The organism is Lactococcus hircilactis, from assembly GCF_009601015.1.
Lineage (GTDB): Bacteria > Bacillota > Bacilli > Lactobacillales > Streptococcaceae > Lactococcus > Lactococcus hircilactis.
The window spans coordinates 42,459-61,876 of the sequence record NZ_WITJ01000002.1; the positions used below are offsets into that span (position 1 = coordinate 42,459).

Consider the following 19,418-nt stretch of genomic DNA (forward strand, 5'->3'; position numbering starts at 1 on the left):
AAAAAAACAAAAAATAGAGGAAATATTGCTATTTTTTATATTAATGTGAATGATTCACCCGATGAACCAATTCTGCTTCGATTTGTTCGAGCGTTTTGCCTCTTGTTTCGATGACTTTCTTACTGGTAAACCAGATTGAAAGGAAACAACAAGCGGCATAAAGAAGGAAAATTTTTCCTGTCCCAAAGAATGATAATAATGGTAAGAAAGTCAATGATACCACCCAATTGGCTGCCCAGTTGACCGCAGCACCAAATGAATTTCCTAAACCACGGATTTTGAGTGGGAAAGATTCACCAATCATGACCCACATGACTGGTCCCCATGTTGCTGAGAAGAAAGCAATATATACCGTTAAAGCGATAACTGCTAAGTATTTACCAAAGCCAATATGAGCATTTTCTGCTAAAATCATCCCTACTGACATCAATACAAGAGAAATTCCCATTCCCCAAGCACCAAAATTGAGCATCCAACGACGATTGACTTTATCCATCACTTTCATGGCAATATAAGTCACAATCACATTAAAAATCCCAATTCCGATATGAGCTAAAAGCGCTGCACTCGCCCCAAAACCGACTGCAACAAAGATTGATGGGGCAAAGTATAATACTGTATTACAGCCCATAACTTGTTGGAAAACCGCAAGTCCGATTGCCATAATCAAAACCGGACGTGACATTTTACCAAAAAGTTCTTGCAATCCACCTTGTTTTTCTTCCTTGGCCATCAGTTGAATATCAGAAATCTCTGCTTCAATCGAATCAGAATCATCATTGATCATCGCTAATACTTCACGTGCCCCTTGTTCATTATCATGACGAACAAGAAATCTCGGAGATTCTGGCAAAAATAGCCCACCGATAAACAATAAAGCAGCTGGAACAGTGGCTAAACCAAGCATCCAATGCCAATTCCCAGAAACACCTTTTAAAAGATAATTTGAGATATAAGCAAGCAAAATCCCTGCCATAATCATCAATTGAAACATGGTTGATACGCCACCACGAATTTTTGCTGGTGAAAGTTCTGATAGATAAGTTGGAACCAAGGCCGAAGCTGACCCAACAGCCATCCCCAAAATAATACGTGAAATGATAAGAAATTCTGCACTATTAGAAAGTCCTGAACCCAAAGCACCAATGAAAAATATAACTGCTGACAAAAGTAAAAGTCGTTTCCGACCAAAATGGTCACTCATTGGCCCAATGACTACGGCACCGATTACCGCACCAATCAAAACGGCCGCTGTAATCCATCCCTCCATCCAAGCCCAAGAACTGACCTGCCAGCTCTCTTTTTCGATGAAAAGTAAAGCACCTGAGATGACCCCAGTATCATAGCCAAATAATAACCCACCTAAAGCACCAAAAAAATAGATGAAAGTGGGAGAAAGTTTTCTCATAATAGTAACTCCTTAATTTTTATTTGCAAGTCTTCTTGCATTTATTACTACCTAAAAATGATACCGCTTTCCATTTTGCTTTTCTTGCAATACGTTATATTTTCAAAAGGAAATGTTGCACTTGACAACATTATCAATTTTTTCTGACACTTCTTCCAACACCGTCTCTAATTTTTAATTAAAGAGTAGAACAAGACTAAAATGAAAAGGACCTTTGCTTTAGTCTACTATTTTGCTATTAAATATTGATCTAATTATAGAAACCATTATGATATAATCTATTGTGGCGCACCTTGCCAATGCAGAAATGCCTTAGGGAAGGGGTGAGATAATGCTTCTGTAGTTATTCGTAACAGTAGTCGCACCCATTGTGGTGGGTGTAATCCTTGAGCTGTTCAAGGACTGGCTGAAAGGTCGACATAGCAAGCGCCATTAATCCCACTTTCGTGCTGTCAGGCTTTCCCACCTGACAGTTCTTTTATACAAAAAAACGAGCCATATTCCCATAAGCTCGTTTTTTCTTTTATGAGAAACCACTCCCACAGTTATTCGTTAATTAGATTATAACATTTCCATAATCTTTGTCAATCTTTTTATTTATCTCCATAAATCTTCTTTTTTGAGTCGCAATGCTGATTCCTGTTTTCCGCTCAATCATTTTATAGGTCATCCCCTGTTGCTTTAATTCATAAGCAAATTGAATTTGTTCTTCCGAGAATTTTTGAGGCCGTCCTTCTTTAAAATTCTTATCATTGAGTTTGGCATAGCGTTTTCCCTCATTTGTCCGTGAGACAATCATGTCCCTTTCAAACTGCGCAAAAGCAGAAAACATCGTAAAAATCAGTTGGCCCGTTGGGGTATTATCAATGATTCCCATATTCAAGATATGGACGTTGATTCCGCACTCAAAAAGTTGTTGAATAATTTCAAGCGCTTCTCGAGTATTTCTTGCAAAACGATCTGATTTTGTGACGATCAGACAATCATCCCTTTGAAGTAAATGAATTAACTTCTTAAATTCGGGGCGATCTGTGGTTGTTCCCGTAAATTTTTCTTGATAAATTGCTTCTGCTCCTGCAGATTTAAGCAATTCGATTTGCGTTTCTAATTTTTGATCATTCGTACTCACGCGTGCATACCCAAGCTTCATTTTTACCTCCACTTATGAGCCCCAGTTGAGAGCTCACTTTATTCCTTTAATATCGGTATACAATAAACCAGCTCAAAACAGTTAAGTTATGAGCTGGTTTTAGCCTATTTGAATTTGTCTACCTTTAAATTTCCATCTTCATAAATAAACCACCATTTTTGAACAATTTTTTCGTTATTAAAACTATATTTTTTGATCGGGGGAACCAGTGAATCTATATACTGAGCACTAGTAGGCAAAAGTAAATTGTATCCTTCAGAGCTTCTATTATTGTAACGTATATAATTTAGTGTTATAGAAACAATCAGTGTAAATCCGTTATCCTTTTTTTTAAATTTTCTTAATCCATCGACTTTAATTACATCAATTTGCTCCTTTTTTTGATAAGATTTATTTTTAGCAATGTGCTTAGATTGATTAATCTTCAATGTATCACTATAAATATCATCATTGTCTATATTTTCATCATTCCAAGTGGTTAAAACTTTTATCACGATATCTTCAATATTATCATTATTTAAAGAATAAGGTGTGTTTTTTTCGTAACTATATCTTATTTTTGGTAAAAAGTTGAGAAGGATACATATAAATGGAACCAACGAAAAAGCGATAGCAATGAATACTTTTTCACTTAAGTCTTGCAACATTAACTGTCTCCTTAATTACAAAAATATGTAAGTTATTTTTTTGTATAATATAATAAATCAACATTAACCATATAATTATTCTTACTATTTTTATAAATTTGGCATTTATTTTTTTGCCAATAATTATTTTTGGGCGATTCATAATGAAATCATATAATACGATACGATACTAGCAACCACAATCAAAAATGAAAATATTGAATTGTACCAAACACCATTGAGTCCGATATTTGATAGATACATCCTATTTGATCAGTATTTTAGTAGTTATTTTTGAAAAGAATCTCTTTTTTAACAAAAACTCATTTGTGATATTTGGGGGGAGAAACGATTGATAGGAATTATGAATCCAAAGAATGTGCCTTCCCTTCCCTTTTCAAAACTCTTTTCACAGCTTCTCTTTTACGCATTTCCATATCAAATCTCTCTAGGTTCTCTAAATTTATGAAACTAAACTCCAGTCTGCGAACCCAATTAGTCATTACAAATAAGTAGGGATCAACTAAAGAAAACTGATTATTTACTAGAAAATGATTAGATCCGAGATAGTCATTAATATATTTTAATCGTGGAAAAACACGCTTGTACACTAGATTCTTAGATTCTTCTGTGTTGGGTAGCCAATTTCCAACTCTAAATGGAGAGATAAAATTTTTATGTAATTCTGTTGCAATATAGTTTAACCATACTTTTTGCTCCCAGAAAAGTTGGGTACCGTAAGTTTCTATGAAACTTTTGTCTGTTACAAGATGAGCAATATACTCTAGTATGACTGCACATTCTGTCATCACTCCATAGTTTGTTTTCAATGCAGGGACATAAGCTTTAGGATTAATGAGCCCATACTCTTGATCCTTATATTTTTTAGTATCTAAATTGACCTTTTCTAAACTATAATCTAATCCGCTTTCTTCCAAAAGAATATGAACCGCTAAAGAACTCGCTCCTGAAGCATAAAATAATTTCATGATTTAATCTCCTCACTATGACAATTATTATATCTATATTCTATCACTTTCTTAGATAGATAGGGTTTGAATAGGGTTTGAATAGGGTTTGAATAGGGTTTGAATAGGGTTTGAACAATTAAACCGTTTGAAAAATCAAATGATTAAAACCACTGGATACTACTATCATTAAATCTTGTTTATGAGGAAATTAATAATTCTTTTATTTTAAAATTTCCTCAATAATTGAAAAAACTAGAGTTATTATTGCAACTAACCCACACATCTCCTTGCTTTAGCAAGGTTACAAATAAACAGTTATATACCAAAATAGAATATAAAACTGTTAAATATCACAATAATTTTACTGAACAAGTTTAAAGTCAAACCATATTGTTTCAGGAATTTTTATCTATTCAAATTTTCCAAAATTTTCTTTTAAAAACTTCTCACCCTCTTCAGATATTAATAAGGCACGAGTTTCTATATCATGAACTAAATAACCGTGTCCAATTAAAAAGAATAAAAAATGTTTTCCTAAATTCCCCGCTAAATGAAATTTACGTTCTGTCCAGTCCATGCAGGGCCTGATAAATGTTCCTTTTTCCATTTGGATTTGAGCAATATCTAAACCTAGTTGTTGGAAAAATTGTACTCCCAACTGAGTTAAAATAAAATCTTGAGCCTCTTTTTTTAGAATTCCACTCTCTAAGAAAAAATCAAAGAAAAAAGTCCCAATATTTCCAGCAAGATGCTGATAACAAGTACGTGCTTTTTTCAAACGCTTATAGGTCTGATTTTGATGTAAAGAAGTTGTCGCTCGTTTTTCACTTACATTCATGAGTTGTTCCATTAATTGACCTATTTCTTCGTTAATGAGTCTATGATAGACATACCTTCCTTGTCGATAGGATTCGGTCCACTTGACTAATAAAAATTTGGATAAATGGTATGATGCAGTTTGATCAGAAATTTTTGCTGCTTTAGCTAATTCGTGCACCGTATGAAAACGATTGTCCATCAGTGACGTCAGTATTTCAATACGTGATCTGTCAGCAAGAAGTTGACTTGTTAAATAAATATCGGGGATTTCGCCCATTTTTTCTCCATTTCGATGATGATAGAACTTTCTTTATATTATAATATAAATGGAGGAAAAAAGATGTATAAAACTATTAATAAAGAATCGTTGTACTACGGTTCACAAGTTATTCTTATGGTAACAAAAAATCCTGAAACAAAGCAAACTAATATTACACCAATAAGTTCATCTTGGACGTTAAATAAATCAATTGTCCTTGGTTTAGGACTTAATCAACAAGGTTACATTAATCTTAAAGCAGGTAGTAATTTGACACTTAATCTAGCCGATGCTAGTATATGGAAAAATATCGAAAAAATTGCGAAAACAACAGGAAATAACCAGATGCCTTCTTGGAAGAAAAGAAAAAAATATCAATTTTGTTCAAATAAATTCGTACTTGGTAAATTCACCCCTATCCAAACTCAAGGAGAATCAATACCTAGAATAGCAGAGTGTCCCATTCAAATTGAAGCAAATGTAATCGATATTTTTGAACGCTCAGACTATGCAATTATAGAATGTGAATCGAAGCAAATTTTTGTCAAAGATAGTTTGTTGGGGGAAAATGAGAAAATAAAAGTAGATCAGTGGAGACCTCTTATTTACAAATTCAGGACCTACACTACTACTCAAAACAGTTTTGGTGAAAACTTTAGATTTGAAGAGGACTACTGATCTTATAACAATAAACAGCACAGCAAGTTTCTAAAAAATAATATGAAAAGAACAGAACCGTTTAATACAGATAAAAAATGATACTATTTCTTCAGAATGGTGCGGGAAGACTATTTCCCCAAAAATCAAATCTTCCTAGTAGTGTGCAAGGACACTTTTTTAAGATTATAAAAGTCATTTTCTTTGATTTCTCTGCTTTTATCATTCGATAAAAGTCCCTCATGCAACAAATTCTCTTCGAAAACTATATAAAAAGTGAACCAGAGTTCACTTTTTACTTTGTTTCGGTTCATTCCAAGGGTTAGCAACATATAATTTTCAAAACAATTTATAGATATTTAAATTCCATAAAATTTATCATAAAACTTAAAGTATCGATTTCTATTTTTTATGCTTTCCGTCTCTTAGAAATCAGGTCATAAGCTACCGCAACAATAACTACCAATCCTTTAATTATTGACACTATATCTGAACTAACTCCAAGTATAGACAGTCCCATGTTAAGGACGCCCATTATCAATGCTCCTACCAAAGCACCTGGAATTTTACCAACTCCTCCTGCGACAGCTGCTCCACCAATAAAGCAGGCTGCAATTGCGTCAAGTTCATATCCAGTACCAGCTTGAGCAGATGCAGAAGCGAAGCGAGATAAGTCAACAATCCCTGCGATACTTGCAAGAAGTCCCATATTGAGGAACATTTTCATATCTACTGCTTTAGAATTAATTCCAGAGAGAATAGCAGCTTTACGATTTCCGCCGACTGCATATATTTCACGTCCAAGAACCATTTTATTTAAAATAAACATATAGATTGAAACAACTACTCCAATAACAACGAGAATAATTGGAATTCCGCCAGAATGTTCATTTCCTGATGATGCAAAAAGATAAGTAGCAAATCCAATAATCAGAATTCCAATAATTAGCTTGATATTCATCCATGCAGAAGGCTCTACTTGCAAGCCTTCTTTAAGCATATGATTGCGTTTGCGAATTTGAATCAAAACGAACAAGATAATGGAAATTACACCTACTACAATGGAAAGACCATCAAATGGTCCCCAAAATCCAAAAATATTAGGTAAAAAATTTGAGGATATCGCTACAAAGGGACTATTAGGATCTACAGGAATGGATTGTCCAGCAACATGGGTTGCCAAACCTCTAAAAATTAGCATACCACCGAGAGTGGTTACGAATGCAGGAACTCCAACATAAGCGACCCAAAATCCTTGCCAAAGGCCTACAAGAAGACCTACAGCAAGCATCATAATGATCGTAATAAACCAATTTAAATGCATATGGGCCATTACATAAGCCCCTAATCCTCCAATAAAGGCAACAACAGAACCAACTGATAAATCAATATGCGTTCCTATAATGATAATTAACATCCCAACAGCTAAGATCATTACATACGCATTCTGCTGAAAAAGAGCTACAAAATTATTTGGCTTAAGTAATGTCCCTCCCGTAAGAAATTGAAAGAGGAGTATAATAGCTACTAGCGCAAGATATATACCATATTGTCGCGCATTTGCTACAAAGTAATCTTTGATTGAAATTGTACCAGTATCTGATTTTTGAGAATCCTGGTTTTTAGTTTGTGACATAATAATCCTTTCTTTTATTCACTTCAAATTTTTTTAGCTTATGCAAATATATCTTCTTGCTTCATTGGAATTGTTGAAGTCATATACCTCATCAATTCTTCTTGGTTCGTTTTTTTAGCATCCAAACACGCTGTGATTGTTCCTAAGTTCATCGTGTAGATGCGATCACAAATACCTAATAATTCAGGAAGTTCTGACGAAATTACGATAACTCCTGCTCCGACATCTGCCAATTTATCAATAATCTCATAAATGTCGTATTTTGCACCAACATCAATACCACGAGTAGGTTCATCTAAAATAAGTACACGAGGACTTGTTGAAACCCATTTCGATAATACTACTTTTTGCTGATTCCCACCTGATAAATTACCAACTGGCATTTCAATATTTGGAGCCTTTGTTCTAAAATCCTTTCTGAATTTTTCTGCTGTCTTTCTTTCTACATCTTGATCTATAACACCATATTTTGAAAGTGTCCCTAGATTTGCAAGAGATGTGTTTTCTCTAATACTAGAAATGAGATTTAAACCATACGTTTTTCTATCTTCGGTTGCATAAGCAACCCCTACATCTACTGCACTACGGACATTAGGAAATTTAACTTCTTTTCCATCCAGCCAAATTTTTCCAGAAGCATTCGTCCCATATTGCCGTCCAAAAATTGACATTGCAGTTTCAGTTCTTCCCGAACCAACTAATCCAGCAAAACCAATAATTTCACCAGCTTTTACATTAAAACTAACTTCTTTTGCAACAAGTCGTTTAGAATCCAATGGATGAAACATTTTCCATTTTTCAACTCTAAATAGTTCTTTCCCTAATTTAGGACTGTGATCTGGGTATCGGGAATCTAAAGGTCTTCCAACCATGTCACGAATCAAGAGTGCTTCGTCCAGTGGGTGCTCCGTATCAATTTCAATATGAGAAATAGTCGTTCCATCCCGAATAACTTGAACCGAATCAGCAGATGCAGCAATTTCATTTAACTTATGAGAAATGATGATTGCTGTAATTCCTTTTGTTTTACGTAAATTGTCAATGATTCCTAGCAAATGAAATGAGTCTTCATCATTTAAGGCAGCCGTTGGTTCATCCAAAATAAGTAATTTCAAATCCTTAGTCAAAGCTTTTGCTATTTCAACAAGTTGTTGCTTTCCAACGCCAATATTTGAAATTAAAGTATCTGGATTTTCGTTTAATCCTACTTGAGATAAAACATCTTTAGCTAATTTTCTTTGTGCTTCATCATCAACAGAAAATCCTTTCATAATTGGATTTCCCAAAAATATATTATCGGTAATGCTCATATAAGGGACAAGTGCTAATTCTTGATGTATAATTACAATTCCCTTTTCTTCAGAATCACGAATTGTTTTGAATTGGCAAACTTCACCATTATATAAAATATCTCCTTCATAAGTGCCATAAGGGTAAACACCAGAAAGAACATTCATCATCGTCGATTTACCAGCACCATTTTCACCACAAATCGAAAAAATTTCACCACGTTTGACATCCATTGTAACGTCTTTTAATGCAACTACTGGTCCAAATTTTTTGACAATGTGTCTCATCTCCAAAATAATATCTGGATCTTTTTTATCTATCATCAATCACACCTTACTTCTTTAATAATAAAATAGGAAATAAGATATCTACCATAACTTATTCCTATTCATTTGTTAATTCAATCCAGCTTTAGCCGCTGTAATATACCCAGAATCTACGAGTGTTGCTTTTACATTGTCCTTGGTTACAGCTTCTGGAGTCAATTGAATAGTAGGTACATCCGTTTTTCCATTATTTGATTTTGAATCAGTTTTAACGGTTTTATTTTTTGTAGAATTATAAACAATTGAAGTCACAGTATCAGAAAGTTTTACGTCTGATTTATATACAGACATATATTGTTCACCCTTTACAATTAATGGAACATTTTGAGTCTCACAATCTTGGCCTGTAATAACAACCTTAGTAGGATCTACCCCTGCTGCTTTAAGTGCAGAAATAACACCAAATGCTTGGGCATCATTAGGAGCAAGTACTGCATCTAGCTTCTTTCCACCATTGTAAAATGAATTTAACCGTGTTTGCATTTCAGTTTGAGCGGCTTGCTGAGTCCATTCGATTGCTACTTGTTGGAAATTATCCCCCACACCTTTTGATGATAAAGAAACCAGAGCCCCTGATTTAAAGTACGGATCTAATACACTCATTGCTCCTTTAAAGAATTGAGGTGCATTATTATCTGTAGGTGAGCCACCAAGTAATTCAATATTAAATGGTCCTTTTGCTCCTTTATCAAGTCCTAATTTTTTGATGATACTCTCTCCTTGGAGTTTCCCAACGCCTTGAAGATTATATGTTGCATAATAATCAACGTCAGGAGTATTCATGATTAAGCGATCATATGCAATTACCTTTGCTCCATTCTTTTTTGCTGCAGCAACCGCAGGTCCTAGGGTTGTTCCATCTTGTGCAGCAATTACGATATACTTCTCTCCTTTGTTAGCCATATTTTGAACTTGTTGTGATTGGGTAGAAGTGGATGAAGCAGCATATTGGACATCTACTTTATAGCCCTTAGATTTTAAGTCTTTACTTAAATCAGCTGCAGCTGATGTCCATCGCTGAAGTGCCTTATCTGGCATAGATATCCCAACGGTTATATCTTTAGGATTGTTCGAAGCGCTTGAAGAACCTGATCGACCATTTGAAGTACACCCAGCTAGTGCAATTGTACCAAGTGCGATTACTGCTCCAACAAGCAATTTTTTTGTATTTTTCAAAATAAACCCTCCTTAGGTTTTGTTTTATTATCAAAACTATTAACATATGACAGAATAAGTATAGCGCTTTCAGTAACCGCTTTCTAACCTTTATTATGAATTTTTAGAGTAAATGTTGCGATTTAATTATTCTTGCAGGATTTCCTGCAATCACACAATGAGAAGGGAAATTTTTTGTAACAACACTACCAGCACCAATAACGACATCATCACCAATCGTCACACCAGGAAGTAAAATAACAGAACCACCCAGCCAACAATCATCCCCTATAGTTATAGGTGAATCATATTGCCACCCCTCCCGACGGAGGTGTAAATCACTCGAATGATGATTTGGTGTGAAAAACTGACAATTAGGACCGATAAAACAATGTGAACCAATTTGAACTTTACCCGCACTAATAATTTGTAAATTTAAATTTACAAAGCTACCTTCTCCAATATAAAATCGTTCAGGATATTCTATGGCACTAATCGGAAAATAAATTTCAGTTGACTTAGATAGATGTGGCAAAAATTTTTGTAATTTCTCTTTTGCCTTTTGCGGATTTTTTTTTGATAAATCATTTATTTGTTGAATTTTCCTACTACTTTTTTTTACAATTTCTTGCAGTGCTTTTTCATTTCCATACTGATACCAATCTCCCTGTTCTATTTTTTCAGCAATGGTAATTTGTTTTAATCGTTCTATTTCTTTACTATTTAATTTTTTTGTCATTTTTTTCCTTTCAAAAAAACCACTCTCGTGGCTTTATGGCATTATTATTTAGTCAAATCTTGATTCGCTAGCTTTCCACGTGTAAGATCCGTCTGGCAAAAGTTTATCGCCCAATTCTTTGTAATCAAAATCATAGAAGTCAGCTTTTCTGTCATATCCAGAATAATCTACGACAGCAAGTCCAACAAACGCTCCAGTGAAGAATCCGCCATAAGTTTGGAGGACATAATCATCTGAAAGAACAGCCGCATCTAAAACAACAGGAATTTCTGTAAAATTCTTACCATCAAAACTAAATTCATAAGAATAGGATTCCTTACGCACTTTCGTGCGGAACCAGACATATTCAGTCCCGTCAGGAATTTTAATGGCTTTATCTTTCAAGTATGACGTGTAATTGCCACGATTATTTTCACCCACTTCAATGACAGCTCCATTAATTTCATTCCATGTGATAAAGACAAAGCTCCAATGACGGTCATTATAATAGTTGGTCAAACCAGCCATTTGTTGATAAGAAAATGGGTCAAATTTTACTTTAACTGCTGCATCGAAATAGAAGGCTTGCCAACGACGAGCAATCAAAGATAAATCATGTGTATTAGCAAGAGATCCTTGTCCAATCAAAGTCAATTTCCCATCACCAGTTGTCCCCATTTTTTCAGTAAATGGCACGCGCAAAGTATTCCAGTTCATATCTAAAGTCGAACTTGTAAAATCATCTTTTTGACTGTGGTCAGCAGGTGCATTAGTTTTAATCGCGTCTTTTGGTCCTTCAACAAAGGTTGTTCCTCCATGACCACCCACAATACGAGGCCAGCCAGCTTCGTCCCATTCTACTTTTTGGATAGAAGTTTCACGACCTAAAGAACTCCATCCACGTGGGTCAGTACTTGATTCATTTTCATGATTCCAAGGGCGTGCGCACAGTGAAGCATAGTACCATTCGCCTTTAGGCGTCGATACTAGCCCACCATGGCCTTGTTTTTGAATGTAATAATCAGGCGTGTCGAAGTTTGTGATAAATGGATCGCCAGGCTCAGTTTCAAAGGATAATGTATCCAATGTTTTAGAGCGAGCCACGACTTCTTGGTGGGTAAAGACGGTCCCACCTTGTGCGGCAAAAAGATAATAATAATCATTAATTTGATAAATATGTGGTCCTTCAACCAATTTGACATTTGTGCCCTTATAAATTGTTTTAGCTGTTTTAGGTTGTAACTTCATTGTTGTCACATCAAACTCAGTCAATGTGATACCATCAAATGGATGTTTGTATTCACGATGATCCCATGTTTGTTGAACTAAGTATTTTCGTCCGTCTTTATCATGGAAAAGCGACGCGTCAAAGCCAACACCATTGAGCTTAATTGGGTCTGTCCATGGTCCGTTAATGTCTGTGGCTGTTGTCAGATAGTTGGTCATATCTTTAAAAGCACCTTCTGTGACTTTAACATCTGTATAAACGAGCCAAAATTTACCGTCAGCATAAGATAAATCGGGTGCCCAGATTCCACCTGATGAAGGATTACCTTTCATGTCAAGTAAGGTTGTAGTGGACAATGGGCTTGGCAAGAGATTCCAGTGTTCTAAGTCTTTTGATTCATGCAAACGTACACCCGGGAACCACTCAAAAGTTGAGTTTGCGATGTAATAAGTATCTCCCACACGAATAATGCTTGGGTCCGCATTAAAGCCCGGAAGAATTGGATTTTGAATAAGTGACATTACTTTATCTCCTTTTTATATAAATTACTCTACTTCCTTAAGTTGAGCGCGTTTTTCATCTAGTTGTTGATTAATCTCAGTCACATCTTTATCAGAAATTGGATAGAGTTGCATGATAATCATTGAAACCACGGCAAGAACAGCTGGAATCCAGATAGCCGTAATATTGATGCCTGCTAGGGCATTCGCATGTTGATGTGCTGCTGTTTCGTTGAATCCGTAAGCTGCCAAGAACCAAAGTGGAATTGCTCCACCTAATGTGAAACCAATTTTGAAGAAAAGTCCCATGATGGCATTGATAATCGCTGCATTACGTTTGCCAGATTTGAGCTCTCCATAAGCAACAACTTCGGGTACCAAAGCCCACATAAAACCTGTTGCTGATGTTAAACCCCATTGTTTGACAAAGGTCGCGATATAAGCCAACCAAAGTGCATCATGCATTCCATTAAGTGACCAAACCCAAGTTAAAATTTCACCGACGACAAACATCCCAAGAAAGAGATGGAAGAAACCTTTTTTACCAAAGATTTTCTTCAAACGAGGCCAAAAGATTGGGAAAACAATCCCAGGAATTGACGCAATAAGTCCAATAGCGCCCATCCATTCTGAATGTCCGACGACAAATTGATTAAAGAAACCATTAACAGTATTCATGAAGAACATAAATGTGAAAGCTAACATGAAGAAAATTCCTAAAATCACAAGGGGACGGTTATTCTTTAATTCAAGAAAAAGATCAGTTGTTTTAACTTCTGCCGATTGTTCTGCTGTTGCAACCACACGTTCCTTGGTCAATTTATAACATAGGAATAAAGCTATTGCACCAATAATCATATAAACAGAATAAACACCAAACCAAGCATGACCAGCTGATGGGTCTGTATAATTTCCCATGTGAAGTTTGAGTCCAAATAATCCAGTATCTTTTAGACTTCTATCTTTTGGTGCTGCCATTTGTACAAACATTGGGAAAAGGGTGTAAACTAACAGATTTGCTCCATTTGCAAGCATCATCCGAGTACTTGTCAGTTTATCGACAGATTCTGGATCACGTGTTAATGAGGCATTTAAGGAACCATAAGGAATATTAACCACTGAATAAACTAAATCCATGACAAAATAAACAATAAAAGCAAAGGGCACAGATCCTCTAACTCCGGGAATAGGTGCAAAAAGTAAAGCAGCAAGAATGACCAATGGAATTCCTGCTCTCAAAAGCCATGGACGATATTTTCCAGATTTTGACGTTCTTTTATCAACAAAGGTTCCAACCATTGGATCCCAAAACACATTGATAATTCGAACAAAAAGAAAAATAAATCCGGCTGTTGCTGTACCAATTGCATTTACTGTTGTCATGTAAAGAGCTAAAAAACCACCAACGGTTCCAAAAACTAAATTTTGAGCGAAATCGCCCATTCCGTAGCCAATACGTTCACCAAGTGTAAGCTGATGATATTCATCATGCTTAATTTTTAAATTATTTTCGCTCAATTTATGAGCCTCCTTTATAATTTATCAAATAAAGAGAAATGATATTTTGATCTATATTTCTTCTTAATTCCTTTTTTTAGTTCAATACTTCCCCATTCTGAATGGTGCACAAGATCAGGAAGTTCTTGAAATTCAATCGCAATTCCACGATTAGGACTCATCATTTTGCCATTAACCAACGACTTTTCAGGATTCGTAGCAGTGTAGATTACAACAGCTTGTCTATCCGTCTCACATTTCAACTTACGTCCTGATTTTGGATCAAGGAGGGTTAGTGACTTTTTACTTTCGTCATTTGGAAAGACAAAACAATCATCAAAACCTTGGGGAATTTCAGAGATAATATCCTTTATAATAACGCTTTCTTTCAAATTGTAAATTGTATCGTCCACATTTATGAGACGACCCGTAGGGATATTTTCTTTGTTTGTTTCTACTAACTGGTCTGCTGTAGTATAAAGAACATGATTTAATGTGTCTGAATGATCGGCAGTCAAGTTAAAATAAGGATGAAATGCAGGATTAAAAACAGTATCTTGATTAGATTGTCCTGCCATTTCAACAATAAGTGTGCTTCCACTCAACTGATAAGTTACTTCCACTTCAATTTCCCCAGGAAATTCAGAAAAGGTATCTTTTAAGCGGAGTGTGATTGCAGGCCCTTTCTCATTTACAGAAGTATTATAATCCCAGATTTGATATTCCCAACCATTTGGTCCCGAATGAAGAGTATTTCTCCCTTCATTCGCAACCAAAGTGACTTCGCCAAATGAAGCGTTTGCAATTCGACCAGCGACTGGTCCACAAATAACACCATAATATCCGTTATCATTTTCATAGGAATCGGAATTGTCTTTTGATAATAGGATATTTTCAAATGTTCCGTTTTTGTCCGGTGCATAGAGTTGATGGAGTCTTGCACCAAAATTATGAACGACAATGGTGAGTTGTCCATTTGAAAGTGTTATTACTTTTATTGCTCGCCCACTTGCAAGAATAATTTCTTTTTCTTGTATTTCGTTAGCCATTTTATATTTGACTTTCGAACGCTACATTTTTTGCAGCATAGCAAAATAAATCTATTCTTTTTTGATTTACTTTACTATACTGCAAAATGCAGTATTTTTAGTCTTATTCCTCCTCATTTGAATTAATCAAGCGATGGCTGATATCTGCTGTCGCACCATAGATATCTTTCCAAATTCCATAAATTGTATTATATTTTTTTACATGATCAGGTTTTGGTAAAAAAGTTGCTTCTTTGTAATGAACAAAAACTTTTGTCACTTCTTCTAACGTAGTGTAAAGCCCACAACCATATGCTGCAATCATGCACGCTCCAAGTCCTGGTCCTTGCTCTACTGTCAAGCGGACCATTTCACAATTAAAAATATCCGCTTGCATCTGCATAATATCAGGATTTTGAGCACCACCACCCACAGAAATAAGTTTTTGAAATTTCTTTCCTTTTGTCTTTTCCATCATATCTTTAGAATCTCTAAGAGAAAATGTAATGCCCTCTAATACACTTCTTGAAAAATGTTTCAGTTGATGATGTGCAGAAATCCCTAAAAAACTTCCCCGAATATTGGAATCAAAATGTGGCGTACGTTCTCCAACAATATAAGGTGTAAATAACAAGCCGTTACTTCCAGGTTCTACCGTATAGACATCTGCTAATAACTCATTAAATGTCAATCCTTTCCCAAAAGTTTCTTTAAACCAATTTAATGAATTTCCAGCAGCTAGAGTGACACCCATAGAGTAGTATTTTCCTGGAATGGTATGATTGAAGAAGTGGAGTTTCCCCTTATAATCCGCAATTTTTGGCTCATAACTGGAAACAACACCAGAGGTTCCCATAGATATTAATCCCATATCTTCATTGATAAGACCGACACCCAGAGCTGCAGCAGCGTTGTCTGCTCCTCCTGCAAATATCTTGACATCAGTGTTGATCTTAAATCTTGCTTTTAATTCTTCTTTTAGAACACCAATTTGATCTGTAGATTCCACCAAATCTGGAAGGATACTTCTGTCAACACCAAAAGCATCTGCAATTTCCTTTGACCACCTATGATTTTCAATATCTAATAAAAGTGTCCCTGCAGCATCTGAGTATTCGGTGTGACTCTTTCCTGTTAACCAGAGTCCAAGATAATCTTTAGGGAGCATAATTTGTGCTACTTTTTTCCATATCTCTGGCTCATTTTCTTGTAGCCAAAGAATTTTAGGTAGCGTAAATCCTTCTAACGCGATGTTTTTTGTGATTTCTAACAGGCGATCTCCCAAACGTTCTGTGATTTCTTGACATTGTTTTGTTGTCCGAACATCATTCCATAAAATAGCTGGATAAATAGGGGTATTGTTTTTATCCAAAACAACGAGCGAATGCATTTGTCCCGAAAAACTAATTCCAATCAGCTCATCTCCAAAGTCTGCAACATCAACACTTAAGCCGGTCAAAACATTCTCTAAAGCAACCACCCAATATTCTGGTCTTTGCTCTGAAAATCCCTGCTTGGGTGTATCGATAGGGTACGTTGCAGATTTAGTTTTAATGACCTCTCCTTTTTCATTCATCAAAATCCCTTTAAGACTTGATGTTCCGAGATCTATTCCTAGTACATAGGGCATGTTTTACTCCTTTTTTCAGTTTGTTAACAAAATAAACTTCTGGATTTACTTTGTTAACAAACTGAATTTTTTCATTCAGTTTGTTAACACTCCGTTTTAAACGAGATAATCGTTCAATACTGATTTAACGTATTCAAGATGGTTAGATTTAAGTTCTACTTTTCCACCTTCTTCAAGTGCATGATCTGCAAGACTTGTAAGCGTGGCAGATCCATCAAGGATTGATTTTCCAAGATCAGTATTGTGGAAGCTTTCATAACGTTTTTCCACAATTCCTTCAAGATAATGATCTTCAATCATTGCTGCTGCTCCTTTGAGGGCCCGTGCATAAGTATCCATTCCTGCGATATGGGCAAGAATAAGATCTTCCATTTCAAATGACGTCCGACGAACTTTAGCATCAAAGTTAATTCCTCCAGGATTCAAACCTCCATTTTTGAGGATTTGATACATGGCAAGTGTAATATCCACAACAAGTGTTGGAAATTCATCTGTATCCCATCCAAGAAGATAATCTCCTTGGTTAGCATCAATTGATCCAAGTGCATTGTATGTCCGTGCGACATTCAATTCATGTTCGAAGGTATGTCCTGCAAGCCAAGCGTGGTTTGTTTCAAGATTAAGTTTAAAGTAGTCTGTCAAGTCATATTTTTGCAAGAAAGCCATTGCAGTTGCAGCGTCAAAATCATACTGATGTTTCATTGGTTCTTTTGGTTTTGGTTCGATCAAGAATACTGGAAGGTGGTTAATCGACTTAGCATAGTCAACCGCCAAATGGAAGAACCGCCCCATATTATCCAACTCAAATCCCATGTCTGTGTTTAAGAGTGATTCGTAACCCTCACGTCCTCCCCAGAAAACATAGTTTTTCCCGTTTAATTTTTTACTGATATCTAATCCCTTGCGGATTTGTGCAGCAGCACAAGCATAAACTTCTGCCGAATTCGTTGTTGATGCACCATTCATATAACGTGGATTTGAGAACATATTTGCAGTGTTCCAAAGAAGTTTAATCCCTGTTTCATCCATTTTTTCTTTGATGTGGTCTGTGATTTCATCAAGATTGGCATAAAATTCTTTTAGTGAATTTCCTTCAGGAGCAATATCCACATCATGGAAGCAGAAGTATTCCATTCCCAATTTTTGCATGATTTCAAAGAAAGCATCAACACGGTGATGTGCGATTTCCATTGGATCCGATGCATCAGTTGAAAAATCACGAATCATCGTTGGTGTTCCAAAAGGATCTGAACCATCCATTGTAATCGTGTGCCAGAAAGCAAGGGCAAAATGAAGTTGTTCTTTCATTGTTTTTCCTAATACTACTTCTTCTGGGTTGTAATGACGGAAAGCAAACATGTTTTTCGTAGTTGTTCCCTCAAATTTTACTGTAGGGATGTTGTCAAAATAAGCCATTGTTAAGCTCCTTCTTTTGTTATATTTTTAATTTATTTCCATTATTCCGATCATTATATTAATATTGTAACTTCTATATATATATATATATATATATTGATTTTATTTACAAACGTGATATAATGATTACGGAGGATAGACATGAACAACGAATTAGAAACTATTCAGCATTATAAAATGAATAATTTAAATTTTTTATTGGTAGATATTTTATACAGAAAACCTCATTTACATTTTGAAATTGAGCTAGCTTTTGTATTGGAAGGTACAGGAATTGTTAGAACTGAAGATAAAGCGTATGATATTCGAGCTGGTCAAGCTATTGTTTTTAATAGCTGCCAAGTTCATGAGTTTTCCTCTGATTCATCATTAAAGCTTCTCATCTTACAATTTAATACTTCTATTTTTGAGCTTATCTTTCCTCAACTAAATGAAATTTATTTTGAAAGTAACCCCTTCAATCTTATTGATAATCAAACAATGTTTTCTTTTATCATGCAAGCTGCATTGACTTATTTTGATGAAACAACACTTTCTCCACTTTTAATTCATGGTTATGTTTCATTATCATTAGATCAGTTGATACATCTCTGTGATTTTAAAACATTGAATACTGCTCAGCAAAACAAACAAATCGACTTACAAGAACGCATTGAAAGAATCACTAAATACATTCATGAAAATTATACAGAAAAAATCTATTTAGATGATTTAGCTAGTCGTGAAGGTTTCTCACGGACCTATTTCAGTCATTTTTTCAAAAATAATTTTGGTGTGACTTTCAAAGAATATCTTGATTATCTCAGATGTGAAAAAGCTCGCGTCCTCTTAATTTCAACCAATGAAAATTTATTGAATATTTCCTATGCTTGTGGTTTTTCTGATATTCGAACATTGAATAACTCATTTAAAAAAATTTATGGTTCTTCACCCCGTGAATATCGGAAAAACACGATGAGTTCGACAAATGATTTAAATATATCTTTCAATCCTGATCTTACAGATAATCAAACTTTTTATGATGCAAATCAAAGTTATCATTATCTCAAAAAATATCAGGATGAACACGCTAGCGATTAACTATCATTTATCTCACATCATTAT

Annotated in this window: 16 protein-coding genes and 1 pseudogene; 3 read left to right on the forward strand and 14 right to left on the reverse strand. The window is 35.2% G+C overall.

Annotation, left to right across the window (positions count from 1 at the left end):
* Nucleotides 1-40 precede the first annotated feature (40 nt).
* Nucleotides 41-1,408 carry a sugar porter family MFS transporter gene (locus GHI93_RS01280; protein ID WP_153494872.1) on the reverse strand — a complete coding sequence of 456 codons (1,368 nt, stop codon included), beginning with the start codon at nt 1,406-1,408 and terminating at the stop codon, nt 41-43.
* Between the two features lie 355 nt (nt 1,409-1,763).
* Here GHI93_RS01280 and GHI93_RS13025 point away from each other — a divergent pair.
* Nucleotides 1,764-1,844 (forward strand): annotated as a pseudogene (locus tag GHI93_RS13025) (type I toxin-antitoxin system Fst family toxin); the annotation flags it as partial.
* A 120-nt stretch (nt 1,845-1,964) separates the two neighbouring features.
* Here the strand turns inward: GHI93_RS13025 and GHI93_RS01290 are convergent.
* The 4 genes from GHI93_RS01290 to GHI93_RS01305 form a co-directional block, all read right to left on the reverse strand.
* A complete protein-coding gene (locus GHI93_RS01290; protein WP_153494873.1) occupies nt 1,965-2,558 on the reverse strand; it encodes a recombinase family protein in 594 nt (197 codons plus the stop codon).
* Nucleotides 2,559-2,662: 104 nt separating this feature from the next.
* Nucleotides 2,663-3,205, reverse strand: a complete 543-nt coding sequence (locus tag GHI93_RS01295; RefSeq protein WP_153494875.1) for a hypothetical protein — start codon at nt 3,203-3,205, stop codon at nt 2,663-2,665.
* A 341-nt stretch (nt 3,206-3,546) separates the two neighbouring features.
* On the reverse strand, nt 3,547-4,173 hold the full coding sequence (locus GHI93_RS01300; RefSeq protein ID WP_153494876.1) for a glutathione S-transferase N-terminal domain-containing protein: 627 nt from the start codon (nt 4,171-4,173) through the stop codon (nt 3,547-3,549).
* Between the two features lie 391 nt (nt 4,174-4,564).
* Nucleotides 4,565-5,251, reverse strand: coding sequence for an ArsR/SmtB family transcription factor (locus GHI93_RS01305; protein ID WP_153494878.1), 687 nt, complete (start codon nt 5,249-5,251; stop codon nt 4,565-4,567).
* A 63-nt stretch (nt 5,252-5,314) separates the two neighbouring features.
* Here GHI93_RS01305 and GHI93_RS01310 point away from each other — a divergent pair, with 63 nt between their 5' ends.
* On the forward strand, nt 5,315-5,911 hold the full coding sequence (locus GHI93_RS01310) for a flavin reductase (protein ID WP_153494879.1): 597 nt from the start codon (nt 5,315-5,317) through the stop codon (nt 5,909-5,911).
* Between the two features lie 388 nt (nt 5,912-6,299).
* On the opposite strand, the gene mmsB is transcribed toward GHI93_RS01310, so the two are convergent.
* The 9 genes from mmsB to xylA form a co-directional block, all read right to left on the reverse strand.
* Entirely contained in the window at nt 6,300-7,526 is a 1,227-nt protein-coding gene (gene mmsB / locus GHI93_RS01315; RefSeq protein ID WP_153494881.1) for a multiple monosaccharide ABC transporter permease, read from the reverse strand.
* A 38-nt stretch (nt 7,527-7,564) separates the two neighbouring features.
* A complete protein-coding gene (locus tag GHI93_RS01320) occupies nt 7,565-9,139 on the reverse strand; it encodes a sugar ABC transporter ATP-binding protein (RefSeq protein WP_153494883.1) in 1,575 nt (524 codons plus the stop codon).
* A gap of 72 nt (nt 9,140-9,211) precedes the next feature.
* Nucleotides 9,212-10,318 (reverse strand): sugar ABC transporter substrate-binding protein, encoded by a 1,107-nt coding sequence (locus GHI93_RS01325; protein WP_153494885.1) that lies wholly within the window; start codon nt 10,316-10,318, stop codon nt 9,212-9,214.
* A 103-nt stretch (nt 10,319-10,421) separates the two neighbouring features.
* On the reverse strand, nt 10,422-11,036 hold the full coding sequence (locus GHI93_RS01330; RefSeq protein WP_153494886.1) for a sugar O-acetyltransferase: 615 nt from the start codon (nt 11,034-11,036) through the stop codon (nt 10,422-10,424).
* A 48-nt stretch (nt 11,037-11,084) separates the two neighbouring features.
* Nucleotides 11,085-12,764 (reverse strand): glycoside hydrolase family 43 protein, encoded by a 1,680-nt coding sequence (locus GHI93_RS01335; RefSeq protein ID WP_153494888.1) that lies wholly within the window; start codon nt 12,762-12,764, stop codon nt 11,085-11,087.
* A 24-nt stretch (nt 12,765-12,788) separates the two neighbouring features.
* Nucleotides 12,789-14,261: an MFS transporter gene (locus GHI93_RS01340; protein WP_153494890.1), complete on the reverse strand. Its 1,473-nt coding sequence runs from the start codon at nt 14,259-14,261 to the stop codon at nt 12,789-12,791.
* Between the two features lie 14 nt (nt 14,262-14,275).
* Nucleotides 14,276-15,289, reverse strand: coding sequence for an aldose epimerase family protein (locus GHI93_RS01345; RefSeq protein ID WP_153494892.1), 1,014 nt, complete (start codon nt 15,287-15,289; stop codon nt 14,276-14,278).
* Between the two features lie 103 nt (nt 15,290-15,392).
* Nucleotides 15,393-16,898, reverse strand: coding sequence for a xylulokinase (gene xylB / locus GHI93_RS01350; protein WP_153494894.1), 1,506 nt, complete (start codon nt 16,896-16,898; stop codon nt 15,393-15,395).
* Nucleotides 16,899-16,994: 96 nt separating this feature from the next.
* Nucleotides 16,995-18,314 (reverse strand): xylose isomerase, encoded by a 1,320-nt coding sequence (gene xylA / locus GHI93_RS01355; protein WP_153494896.1) that lies wholly within the window; start codon nt 18,312-18,314, stop codon nt 16,995-16,997.
* A 141-nt stretch (nt 18,315-18,455) separates the two neighbouring features.
* Here xylA and GHI93_RS01360 point away from each other — a divergent pair, with 141 nt between their 5' ends.
* Entirely contained in the window at nt 18,456-19,394 is a 939-nt protein-coding gene (locus tag GHI93_RS01360) for a helix-turn-helix transcriptional regulator (RefSeq protein ID WP_153494898.1), read from the forward strand.
* The last annotated feature ends 24 nt before the right edge of the window (nt 19,395-19,418 follow it).